Origin of the sequence: Phocaeicola sp. RTP21359st1_B8_RTP21360_211022 (assembly GCF_040911965.1) — a bacterium.
GTDB lineage: Bacteria > Bacteroidota > Bacteroidia > Bacteroidales > Bacteroidaceae > Phocaeicola > Phocaeicola vulgatus.
Map to the genome: position 1 here is coordinate 139,634 of NZ_JBDFXP010000003.1, position 13,589 is coordinate 153,222.

A 13,589-nucleotide genomic window follows, 5' to 3' on the forward strand; every position below is an offset into this window, starting at 1 on the left:
AAAACTAAATACTTATGAAGAAATATATACTTATTATACTTTGTTGCCTGACAAGCTTTCCTCTGTGGTCATATAATGTGAATATGATTGTGGAACATTATTCTGTAGATCAAGGGCTTCCTAATAATACGGTAAACTGTACCTTGAAAGACAGAGATGGCTTTATCTGGTTCGGAACCTGGTATGGCTTATGTTGTTTCGATGGAGTGAAGTTTAAAACATTCAATAAACAGGAGCACGATTCGGATGTGCCGCCACGTAAGATCCAGCGCATAGTCGAGGATAAAAACGGGTATATATGGGTAAAGACCATTGACCGTAAGTTATATGTCTTCAATAAAGTGACCGAATGTTTTCATGCTGTTTATGATGACATGAAGAACTATTCGGAGAATATCCAGGTGATAAAATTACAAAATACGGCCGAGGGGGATGTGTTGTTGCTGACTAAAGATAAAAATCTGTTATTGGCCGGGGTAGATGAAAAAGGGCAGGTAACTATCAAGATTCTGTTCGACTCTCGGAACGAGATAAACAAGCATGATTATACACTGAAACACCATGTCCTGTGTGAGACGGAGGAATATATCAGTTGGATAGGAATTGATTATAAGGTAGCCGCCGTGCATAAAGGATCGGAATTGGCATCCCGGCCTGCCGATTTTATAACCAGTAAGATTAATTCCGGTGACAAGGATAGTTTTACCAGTTTTTTTGAGGATGGCAGGAAGGTATGGGTCGGAGATCGTGCGGGTATTTTTTACAGTATCGATGTGAGGACCGGTTTGGTAAACCGGTATGTACTTTCCGAAATAAAAGGTGCGATCAGCAATTTGCTGGTTACTCCGGCAGGTTATGTCTATCTCAGTGTGGCCGGACAAGGCACATACGAATATGATTTGGCTGAGCGCAGGTTGCAAAAGATAAATACTGAAATGAATGACGCTATGGTTACTCATGCATTCATAGACCAGTATGATAAAATATGGTTTCACGAAAATGAGAAGGCGCTGATTTATTATGATCCGTTGAACCATACTGCAAAACGGTTTCCGTTTACCATGTTCGGCAAGATAACCACCCTGTATTCGGAAGATGCCGGCGAAAGAGGGCTTTTTTTCCTGTCTCCGGCAGGAGAGGCCTGGTTGTTCGACAGGGAACATGCGGAGATGGTTTATATCAATAAATTGAAACAACTTTCTAATGATAGGGCAAATCAGCAGTTTTATCATCTGATGTTGGATAATGACGGGGTATTGTGGCTTTCCTCTGCCGATGAAGGGGTGTATTGCATGAATTTCCCCAAGAAGCAATTCAATCTGCTTTCGTTGTCTCCGCAATCAGTCGGTCAGGAAAATTATGCGACAGGGGTAAGAGCCCTTTTCCAATCAAAAAGTGGCGATATCTGGGTGGGCACCCGTTGGCAGAGTGTTTATCGGATGGACCGGAACGGTGTAACCAAACATGTTTTTTCGACAGGTGACGAGCATATAGGTAATGTATATCACATCATGGAAGACGACAAAGGAAACCTTTGGTTCTCTACCAAAGGCGACGGATTGGTGAAAGCTGTTCCTGATGAGAAAACTGCAGGTGGTTTCCGTTTTAAACGTTATCTGCATAATTTGTCTGATTTGTCGTCAATCAGCGGGAATGATGTGTATTTCACTTATCAGGATGAAAAGAAACGTATCTGGGTGGGTACTTTGGACGGAGGATTGAATCTGCTTTGTGAGGAAAATGGGGAAGTCACTTTTAAGAATAAATATAACGGATTCAAGAATTATCCTACGTATGGCCTTTATATGGAAGTGAGGAATATGATAGAGGATAATGACGGGCGTATGTGGGTAGGTACGATGGACGGGCTGATGTCTTTTAAAAACAACTTTGCCTCAGTGGAGCAGATTGATTTTGAAACCTACCGTGGTGCCAACCGGGTAAATTATGCCGATAGCGATGTGTACGCGCTTTATAAAGACGAGTTCTCTCAGATATGGGTATGCGTGTTTGGTGGAGGATTGAGCAAATTGTCGGGATATGATGAGGAAACGCATAAGCTTTCATTTAAATCGTATGGCTGGGAAGACGGATTGAATAATGATGTGGTGATGTCTATTATAGAAGATGATAACGGTTTCCTTTGGCTTGCTACGGAAAAAGGACTCTCTTGTTTTGACAGGGCGACAAGCCAGGTGCGTAACTATGACAAATACGATGGCTTTCCCCCGGTTGTGATGGAAGAAAGCACCACATTGAAAACGCTGGACGGGGAACTTTGGCTGGGGTGTAAAGAGGGTATCTTGACCTTTTCTCCCGATAAACTGGAAACGCAAAGATTTGATTATAACACATTTATTGTAGGATGTCAGATATCAAACCGGGACATACGCAGCTATACGGACCATCCTATTATTGACCGGTCCATTACCTATACAGACAGGATTACATTGAATCATAACCAGTCCATGTTTACTTTAGAGTTTGCGGCGTTGAACTATAATAATCAGAACCGTGTGTCTTACAAATATATTTTGGAAGGATATGAAAAAGAATGGCACTATAACGGGAAGAACCGTATAGCGTCCTATACCAATGTTCCTCCCGGCAAGTATCTTTTCAGAGTACAGACACTGGATGAGGCAAATCCCGGTTTGGAATCTTTCCGTGAGTTGACCGTTGTCATTCTGCCGCCTTGGTGGGCCAGTTGGTGGGCGTATGTTATCTATATGATTATAGCTGTAGCCTTATTGCTGGTGGCTATAAAATTATCTCTTTTCATGATTAAGGTGAAAAATGATGTGTATATCGAACAAAAATTGTCCGAATTGAAAATCAAGTTCTTTACCAATATCTCGCATGAGTTGCGTACTCCGCTGACTCTGATCCAAGGGCCTATTCAGGAGTTGAAAGAGAAAGAAAAACTATCTCAGAAAGGAATGCAATACGTGGATCTGATGGAAAAGAATACCAAACAGATGCTGCAACTGGTCAATCAGATATTGGATTTCCGTAAAATACAGAACGGAAAAATGCGTCTGCATGTGTCGTTGTTCAACCTGAATGAGATGGTAGACTCTTTTGAGAAAGAATTCAGGGTGATGGCCGAAGAAAATGAAGTCAGCTTCACGTTCCAGCTGGCCGGTGAGGATATCATGGTATGGGCGGATAAGGAGAAAGTGGCCATCGTGATCCGCAACATAATCTCCAATGCGTTCAAGTTCACTCCTGCCGGGGGGAATATTTATGTCACGATGGGAGTGTCGGATGATGACAAGCATTGTTATGTACGGGTGGAAGATAGCGGTGTGGGTATTCCCCAAAGCAAGCTTTCCGAAATCTTCGAGCGTTTCTCGCAGGCTGACAATGCACGTGGCGCTTATTATCAGGGAACGGGCATCGGATTGGCTTTGTCTAAGGAAATTATCAGTCTGCATCATGGGGAAATCTATGCAGAGAGCCCTGAAGGGAAAGGGGCAGTCTTTACCATTGAATTGCAACTGGGTAAGGAGCATTACAAACCGTCGGAAGTCGATTTTTATATGGGCGGGGAAACGGTGAGTGTTCCTGAAACTGAATCTGTTTCTGCTTCTGCCGGCAAGGAAAGCGAGGAGGAGAAAGAACAGCCTGTCGATTCGTCTTTGCCTACCGTGCTGATTGTAGAAGATAATAAGGATTTATGTAATATGTTGAAGTTGCAATTGGAAGATAAATTCAATATTTATATGGCCAATGATGGTGTGGAGGGGCTGAAGAAAGTACATCTCTATCATCCCGACATGGTAGTCACCGACCAGATGATGCCGAATATGGATGGAATAGAGATGTTGCAACGCATCCGTAAAGATTTCCAAATCAGTCATATTCCGGTGATTATCCTGACGGCGAAAGGTAATGATGAAGCGAAGACCAAAGCGATAAGCATGGGAGCGAATGCCTATATCATCAAACCTTTCAGCAAAGACTATTTGGTGGCACGTATCGAACAGTTGCTGAATGAACGTAAATTGTTCCGTGAACGTGTATGGCAGCAGCCCGAAGAACATAAGGAGGAACAGGATACATACGAACAGTTCCTAGTGAAGAAAGATGTGCAGTTCATTGAAAAGATTCATCAGGTTATAGAAGAGAATTTGGATAATAGTGATTTTAATATAGATACTATAGCATCAACTATCGGGCTGAGTCGCTCGGCTTTCTTTAAGAAGTTAAAGAGTCTGACCGGGTTTGCTCCGGTGGATTTAGTGAAAGAAATTCGTCTGAATAAATCAATAGAGTTGATTAAAAATTCGGATATGAGTATTTCAGAAATAGCTTTTGCCGTAGGCTTCAAGGATTCCGGTTATTTCAGTAAATGTTTTCGTAAAAAATATGATCAGACTCCGAGGGAATATATGAATGAATGGCGTAAAAGTTGATTTCTTGATCTTATAAAGCAGGAATCCCGTAAACAGATGCAAGCGAGCATTGTGTTTGCGGGATTGTCTTGTTTATTCACTAAATTATTTTTGGACTTTATTAAGATTTAGTGATTACATACTTTTTTGTGATTCGTCTTAATTCTAAACAATAACTAGATTATGATGAATGTGAAAAAAATTATCAGTTTAATTATGCTCCTGTTTATGTTACTGCCTTTGGGAGCACAGAATTCAGAGGGAAAACAACGCTATAAAATAGCTGCGTGTGACTGGATGATGCTAAAACGCCAGAAGATCGGTTCTTTTCAATTAATGAAGGAACTAGGAGGTGATGGCATAGAAATGGACATGGGAGGCTTGGGAAAACGGGATACTTTTGATAATAAGTTCCACCAACCCCATTTCTGTAAATTATTTAAAGAAACAGCACAGGAACAACATATTGAAGTTCCTTCTGTGGCGATGTCCGGATTCTTTGGACAATCTTTCTTGACTCATCATAATTATAAAGCTTTAGTGCAGGATTGTTTGAATACGATGAAGGTGATGGGGGCCCAAGTAGCTTTCCTTCCATTAGGTGGTATAAAAGAGGACTGGACAGTAGCGGGTGATGCACGTCAGGAGTTGGTAAGCCGTTTGCACGAAGTGGGAGAAATGGCAGTGAAAGATGGAGTAGTGATAGGTATCCGTACTTCTTTGGACGCTGGAGAGGATATAAAACTGTTGAAAGAAATTAATTCGAAAGGTATAAAGATTTATTATAGTTTTCAAAATGCGTTGGAAAATGGACGCGACCTCTGTAAAGAGTTGAAAAAATTGGGAAAGGATCGGATTTGTCAGATACATTGTACGGATACAGACGGGGTTACTCTTCCTTATAATACCCGTCTGGATATGAATGCCGTAAAGCATACCCTTGATAAGATGGGGTGGAGCGGATGGCTGGTCATTGAACGGTCACGGAATAAGGATGAAGTCCGGAATGTAAAGAAAAACTTCGGGACGAATGTCGCTTATCTGAAACAGATATTTCAACAAGAAAAATAAGATAATATTTTAATTTTAAAAATGATTCTATGAAGAAAGAAAATGCATTTCTTCAGAAGCTGGACAAGATTGGCAACTTGACACAAGTGGTCTGTCTCAGTCTGTTTCTGACAGGAGTTTCTGTTCAGGGAGTATCCGCTGAGACAGGATTTCCTATATCCCAGTCGGTGCAACAGACTAAAACTGTCACCGGACAGGTGGTTGATGAAACTGGTGAACCGGTGATTGGTGCCAGTGTGGTGGTGGAAGGAACTACAAACGGTACCATTACTGATTTTGACGGAAGATTTGCTTTGCAAGTCCCTTCGGGCAAGAAGGTTGTCATTTCATTTGTGGGGTATGTGCCGCAAACGATTGCTCCGAAACAAGGAAAAGACTTTAGAGTGGTGCTGAAGGAAGATTCCAAAATGCTGGACGAAGTGGTTGTAGTCGGTTACGGTACTCAGAAAGCAAAAGATGTGACAGGATCTATCGGGGTTATTACTCCTTCGGAAATTTCAGATTTGCCGGTGTCGAATTTGGGTGCTGCGCTAGCGGGACAGATACCTGGTTTGAGTATCAGTGGTGGTGACAGCCGTCCGGGTGAAGGGGCAACTATGTCTATTCGTCAATCTTTCTCGTATTCTAAAGATGGTGGTAGTACTAATCCGATGGTCATAATCGATGATGTGATTCAGATAGATGCCAACAGCGGTCTTCCGACATTAGAAACTTTCAATGCCCTTGATCCTTCTGAAATTGAAAGTATTTCAGTCCTTCGTGATGCCAGTGCTGCCATTTACGGTTCCCGTGCTTCGCAAGGTGCTATTATTGTAAAGACCAAACGAGGTAAATCAGGAGCTCCCAAAATCAATTATTCAGGTAAATTCGGATTTAATGATGCAGTGGGACATCCTAAAACCTTAAAAGGAGCAGCTTATGGACGTTTTGCCAATTCCTTTAATTTGGCCAATAATAAGATAAGTATGGATCCGGATGGAAACTGGATGAATAAAATTTATAATGAAGCGGAACTGGCCGAGATGGATGGCTTGAATTACAATTGGCTGGATGAAGCCTGGTCCGGCGCTTTTACAATGAACCATTCGGTCAATGTAAGTGGCGGTAGCGAGAAAGCTACTTATTTTGCGGGTGCTTCTTACTATACTCAGGGGGCGAATCTTGGAAAACAGGATTATAATAGATGGAACTTCCGTGCAGGTGTGGATATCAAATTGACTTCCGATTTGAAATTTTCTGCAACCATAGCGGGTAACCAGCAGGAAACCACATCGAGTTTTACCAAAGGTTTAAGCAATTTGAACGGTTATGGGGGAACTAAGCCCGGTGAATCCGGTGATTATTTGGTTCTTGCTCATATGCCGAATTATTTGCCATGGGAGATAACATTGGATGATGGTAATACCTATTATACATCTCCTTTGTTGAATAGTTACTCGAGTGCGGGTAATGCAACATCGGGCAATAAAATGAGTACATGGAATTATTTTGCTATGGAGAATAATGACGGTTCTTATTCCACGAATGATAATTTCAGTTATGATGCCAACTTCTCCGTCACTTATGCCGTTCCGTTTATCAAAGGTCTTTCATTCAAGGGAAGCTATGCGTTGAAGCGTAGTGCCAGTGATAGTGAGCAGGCATTTATGCCATTTACGTTGGCTTATCTGAAAGCAAGCGATGCATTGACACCCGGAAATCGTTTTTATAGCGATCATCCGTCTGTTTCCGATTATCAATTAAAAGAATTTACGGGAAGCACTCGTGTGGTATATTCAGACCAGATGGCTAAAAACGAGCAATTGAACTTCTATGTGAATTATGAAGGAAAGTTTGGCAAGCATAGCATTGCCGCCATGGCTGCAGTGGAAAAAATGCAGGCTTATATGCATTCCAAGCGGATGTTGTTTAATAACCCTGACCCGGATGGTTATTTGGGTACTTCGCCAAGTGCGGGAGCGATGGATACAGGTAATTCTATTACATATAAATACAAACAGGGTTCTTTGTCTTATTTAGGTCGTGTAAGCTATAATTATGCCGATAAGTATTTGTTCCAATTCCTATTCCGTAGCGATGCTTCCACTAAATTTGCTCCGGCCAATTATTGGGGCTTCTTCCCGGGTGTTTCCGTGGGGTGGGTAGCTTCGGAAGAAGAATTTATGAAGAAGTTGCTGCCGTCATGGTTTGAATACATGAAAGTACGTTTCTCATGGGGACGTACCGGTAAAGATAATATCAAAGCATGGGGATGGAAGCAACTCTATTCATTGGATCCTAGTAGAGGATATGGATTCGGTTCTAACGGTGGTATCCTGCAAACGGGTATCAAGCCGGGAGCGACTCCTAATCCTGATGCGCATTGGGATAATACCGATAAATTTAATCTTGGTTTTGATTTGCGTTTCCTCAATAACCGTTTAAGTGCGACTGTGGATGTGTACTATGATATAAACTCTGACATCTTGAATCAGAATATCGGTGGTATCATAGGTACTCCTATTTTTGCAGGAGGTGCTTTGACAGAAGTGAACTTTGGGCGTATTGATGCTTTTGGTAGTGAATTCTCTTTGAATTGGCGCGATAAAATAGATCAGGTGAAATATAATATCGGAGTGAATTTTGGATTTAATGGCAACAGGGTAAGAGAATGGCCCCAGTCTGCTCCGAGTTATATACAGGAAAATTCTGTAAGAGAGGGTGCTTCTACTATATTCCCTACATACGGGTATAAAGTATGGAGAGGTACAAGTTCCGGAGATGGTATTTTACGGAACAGTGATGATATTGAGAATTATTGGAACTATTTATCGGCCAATGCAGAAGCCGCAGGCACTTCTCCGGAATATTTGGGCGTAAAAGATGCCAGTCAGTTAAAACCGGGTATGTTGGCTTATCAGGATTTGGGTGGCGTATTGAATGAGGATGGTACGCAGTCGGGGCCCGACGGACGTATTGCCAAGACCCAGGATTATGCCAAACTGAATAAGAGTGGAAAGACATATGGTTTTACCACCAAACTGGGGGCGGAATGGAAAGGTATCAGCTTTAATATGATGATTGCCACTTCATGGGGTGGTTATCGCCAGATTGACGTCAATAAAATCACAACATCCAGTGGGGATATGCTTTGGACACCGGACTCATTCTGGGAAGATATGTTTGATGAAAGAAATAATACGACGGGGAAATATCCTAATTTAGGTTTAGACAACAGAATATCAGGATCAGTAATTGCACCGTCTGATTTTTGGTCTATCAGTACGTTCCGTTGCTATATCCGTAACTTAAGTATCGGTTATACGCTGCCTAAGGCATGGTTGTCACCTTTAAAGATCCAGTCGGCTAAATTAAGTCTGACAGGTAATAATCTATGGGATTTCTATAACCCGTATCCCGATCATTATCGTAATATGTATTGTGGAACAACTTCATTGTATCCTACATTGAGAACGTGGTCGTTGGGAGTAAATGTATCATTCTAAAATTAAAAAGAATCATTGATATGAAAAAGCGCATATTATATACTGTGTTATTGGCAGCCGGATTGGCATTTAGCAGTTGCAGTGACCAGTTCTTGCAGGATATGAATCCGTATGACAGTTATTCACCGGAAAAGACTTTCGGCATCGAATCTAATTTGGACTTATATATTCAGAATGTGTATTATAACTATTTTTATAAGTCGGGTATGACCCCTCCACAGTCATACGGCTTGTCCGGTAACTGGAATGACTATTCAACTTATACGGAGGAGAAATGGGGTATCGAGAAGAAATTTGACGCTTCCAGAAGTTTGAAAAAAGCTACGGACTGTGAAACTTATTTTGGCAGTAATCTGGCTACGAATATAAAGAATGATCCATATAGCCGTATCCGCAGTTGCAATGAAATTCTGGAAGGAGTTGATAAATATGGTCAGGACTTGTCGGAAGCTGCCATAAAAAAAGCGAAAGGACAGGCTTATTTCTTCCGTGCCATGCAGTTGTTTGATTTGGTACGTGTATACGGAGCTGTTCCTGTGGTAAATAAAGTGCTTATGGCGGCCGACCGTGAGGGAGCTAAAGATTATAATCGTGAAAGTGTGGAAACATGTGTCAACCAGATCTTGAGTGATTTAAAAGAGGCTGCGAATCTGCTTCCCACTCGTAAAGAATGGGGAAGTGACCAGTATGGACGGTTGACCAAGGAAGCTGCATTGGCATACAGAAGCCGCGTGGCGCTGGTATTTGCAAGCCCTATCTTTAATGCAGATTGGAATAATACAGGCAGTAAACGCTGGAAAGATGCGTTGGATATTACTCTAGAAGCACAGGCTTTCTTGAGCAGCGAAGGTTATGGTTTGTATGGCAATTCCGCCAAAGACTGGAATGAAATGTTCTACAAGTTTGACAATCAGGAATGTAAGGAGGTGATTATGGTCAAACTGTTGGCTAGCTCTACCTCTAAAAATGATGAACATAGTGGATGGCAGAAAACAATCCGTTTGAAAACAATGGGTGGCAGTGGTTCCGGTTATCATGTTCCTATGGGTATGTTGGATATTTTCCCGATGGCGGATGGTTCCAAAGCTGTAAATGATGACGGTGAGGCGATAAACGGGTACGACCGTTCTTTATTCTTCAAGAATCGTGATCCGCGTTTCTATTATACGTTTACTTTCTCCGGAGCGAAATGGGGATATGATCAGGATGCAGATGCCGTAGTTTGGAATTATCGTTGGAGTGAAACGAAAGAAGATGGTTCTCAGTTGCATTATTACACGGAAAATGAAGGCAGCAGTCCGGCGATAGTACGTAAAATGTCCGATCCGGCTGAAAATAGTGCAAACACATATCAATGGGATGGCACTGATGTATACGAATATCGTTATGCTGAATTGTTGTTGAACCTTGCAGAATGTTATGCAGCTACGGGGGATATAAGTAATTCAGTGAAAACAATTGGTGAAATTCGTGCCCGTGTAGGTATTCCTGCATCCAATAATTATGGCTTGGGAACGATTACCGATAAGAATGAAGCTATTAAGGCTTGTCTGCGTGAGCGTCAGGTGGAATTAGCTTATGAGGGTAAGCGTTATTGGGATTTATGGCGTTGGATGCTGTATAATGATGATGCAAGTGATAACAATACCACCTGTACTACCTTGGGTATTGAGCCGTTAAATGGTACTGCCCGTGTGGGTAAATATTTACAAGTGAAGGATTATGACGGAAAGGCAGATCCTCTTGTTTCTGTCATTGCTGATTTTGAGCCTGTAGATGTGGATAATGCGGCAGACTTACAAGCCGAAATGAATAGGTTGGGAGAGTTCTGGAGCCAGCATTTTGTTTTACAGGATAGAGAAACTCCGGTAGATAATGTGAATGGTCAGGAAGCAGTAATTTCATGGCAGGAAAACTATTACCTGTCCGGTCTGCCCTCTAATGTATTGAATATGAATCCGTGGTTGGAACAATCAAAAGGATGGTTGGATTATTATGAATCAGAAGGCACATTGGATGCTAGGAAATAATTTAATACGATAGTTTTATATCTGCTAGTTTATTATGACAGATACAAGCATTTTTGAGTACATATCCCCGAAAAGTGCGTCTTGAAAAAGATAATTGTTAAGAAAAAGAGAACGGAATATAAATTCCAACTTACTTATAGCACAGATATAATTTTTTAAGAATAAAGTATGAAAAGAAAAATGTTTTTAGGACTGTGTATGGCTACTTTTATTGCTCCAGTGGCAATGGCCCAGTATCCCCAGTTGACTGAGGAAGCGAAGCAAGCCTACCAGAAAATGATGAGTGAAGAACGTCGCCGCTCTGACGAAGCCTGGGCAAAAGCATTGCCTGTTGTACAGAAAGAAGCGAGAGAAGGTCGTCCGTATATTTCGTGGGCTTCCCGTCCATACGATTTGCCGCAGGCACGAATTCCTGCTTTCCCCGGTGCTGAAGGAGGAGGTATGTACAGTTTCGGCGGTCGTGGCGGTAAGGTGATTACCGTGACTAATTTGAATGACCGTGGTCCCGGTTCTTTCCGTGAGGCTTGTGAGACAGGTGGAGCACGTATCATTGTCTTCAATGTTTCAGGTATTATTAAATTGGAATCTCCCATTATCGTCCGGGCTCCATATGTCACTATTGCAGGACAGACAGCTCCGGGTGACGGGGTATGTATTGCCGGAGAGTCTTTTTGGGTAAATACGCATGATGTAGTGGTACGCCATATGCGTTTCCGCCGCGGCGAAACAAAGGTATGGCATCGTGACGATTCTTTCGGAGGCAACCCGATTGGAAATATCATGATTGACCATTGCTCTTGTACTTGGGGATTGGATGAGAACATTTCTTTCTATCGCCATATGTACGACCCCAGCGAAGGACAATATGAATCAAAAGATCTGAAACTGCCTACCGTAAATGTTACCATACAGAATACTATCTCGGCAAAAGCGCTGGATACTTACAATCATGCATTCGGCAGCACTTTAGGTGGTGAGAATTGTGCATTTATGCGTAACCTGTGGGCAAGTAATTCGGGACGTAATCCTTCCGTCGGTTGGAATGGTGTTTTCAATTTTGTAAACAATGTGGTGTTCAACTGGGTACATCGCTCTTCGGACGGTGGCGATTATACCGCTATGTTCAATATGATAAACAACTATTATAAACCGGGACCGGCCACTCCGAAAGATACTCCTGTGGGGCATCGCATCCTGAAACCCGAAGCGGGACGAAGCAAATTGGATCATAAAGTGTATGGCCGTGTTTATGCTGATGGTAATATTATGGAAGGCTATCCTGCCATTACAGAGGACAACTGGGCAGGTGGTATCCAGATTGAAACTCAGCCGAATACAGATGGATATACGGAGAATATGCGTAGCAACCGTCCTTTTGAAATGCCGTACATCCGCATTACTTCTGCACATGATGCATACGATTTTGTACTGAAAAATGCAGGTGCCAACATTCCTTGCCGTGATATTGTGGATGAACGTATTGTAGAGGAAGTGAGAACAGGCGTTCCTTATTATGATAAGAAGATGGCCAAGGATGCTAACGGTGATTTGACCGGGCTGGCTCCTAAATCAATGGGAGAAGACGGACAGTTTAAATATCGCCGCTTGCCGAAAGATTCTTATAAACAGGGTATCATCACCGATATCCGCCAGATGGGGGGATATCCGGAATACAAAGGCACTCCGTATGTGGATACGGATGGTGACGGTATGCCCGATGAATGGGAAAAGGCAAATGGCTTGAATCCTAATGATCCTTCGGATGCTAATAAGGACTGTACCGGTGACGGCTATACAAATATTGAGAAATATATTAATGGTATCAGCACTAGAAATTGTATTGACTGGTCTGATTTGAGAAACAATTATGATACATTGGCTTCTAAAGGAAAGTTGATGTAATAAACGGAGGAAAGAAGACAGGATATGATACAAAAGTCAGGTATAATGTTTCTGTTGCTCATGGCGGTAGTCATTACCGCCGGAGCAGTGGATTTGGACCGTGAAGGCCGCGATCCGGCTTACGTGGAATCTATTGTGAAACGTTCGCAGAAGATTGTAGATAAACTGGAGTTGACAGATACCGTTGCCGCCCGTGAAGTGACAACTATCATAGCCAACCGTTATTTTAAACTGAATGACATATACGAAACGCGCGATGCCAAAGTGAAGCTGGCAAAAGAAACCCTGACGGGCGATGCGAAACAAGAAGCCGTTAAAGCTGCCGAAGCTGAAAAGGATGCGGCGCTTTACCGTACTCATTTCGCTTTCCCGGCCGATCTTTCGCTCTATTTGGATGCCAAGCAGATAGATGCAGTGAAAGATGGCATGACTTATGGTGTGGTAATGGTAACTTATAAAGCTACGGTTGACATGATTCCTACCTTGAAAGAAGAAGAGAAAGCGCAGATTATGGCATGGCTTGTTGAAGCCCGTGAATTTGCCATGGATGCTGAAAATTCAAATAAGAAACATGCTGCTTTCGGCAAATACAAAGGCCGGATTAATAATTACCTCTCTAAGCGGGGATATGATTTAGTGAAAGAACGTAAGGCTTGGTATGAACGTATCAAGGCACGTGGAGGAAAGATATAAATTAATGTTTA

At 42.3% G+C, this 13,589-nt stretch carries 6 protein-coding genes; all 6 read left to right on the forward strand.

The features are described 5' to 3' along the window. Positions 1-14 precede the first annotated feature (14 nt). Positions 15-4,418: a two-component regulator propeller domain-containing protein gene (locus tag AB5062_RS02360; protein ID WP_118292529.1), complete on the forward strand. Its 4,404-nt coding sequence runs from the start codon at positions 15-17 to the stop codon at positions 4,416-4,418. A 165-nt stretch (positions 4,419-4,583) separates the two neighbouring features. Next, positions 4,584-5,468 carry a sugar phosphate isomerase/epimerase gene (locus AB5062_RS02365; RefSeq protein ID WP_032936718.1) on the forward strand — a complete coding sequence of 295 codons (885 nt, stop codon included), beginning with the start codon at positions 4,584-4,586 and terminating at the stop codon, positions 5,466-5,468. 29 nt (positions 5,469-5,497) lie between these two features. Next, positions 5,498-8,953, forward strand: coding sequence for a TonB-dependent receptor (locus AB5062_RS02370; protein ID WP_016270406.1), 3,456 nt, complete (start codon positions 5,498-5,500; stop codon positions 8,951-8,953). 20 nt (positions 8,954-8,973) lie between these two features. Further along, complete coding sequence (locus AB5062_RS02375; RefSeq protein WP_008667374.1) at positions 8,974-10,983, forward strand: RagB/SusD family nutrient uptake outer membrane protein; 2,010 nt, start codon at positions 8,974-8,976, stop codon at positions 10,981-10,983. Positions 10,984-11,151: 168 nt separating this feature from the next. After that, positions 11,152-12,885 (forward strand): hypothetical protein, encoded by a 1,734-nt coding sequence (locus AB5062_RS02380; protein WP_005847858.1) that lies wholly within the window; start codon positions 11,152-11,154, stop codon positions 12,883-12,885. 24 nt (positions 12,886-12,909) lie between these two features. Beyond that, positions 12,910-13,578 (forward strand): DUF3826 domain-containing protein, encoded by a 669-nt coding sequence (locus AB5062_RS02385; protein ID WP_005844681.1) that lies wholly within the window; start codon positions 12,910-12,912, stop codon positions 13,576-13,578. Positions 13,579-13,589: the final 11 nt, after the last annotated feature.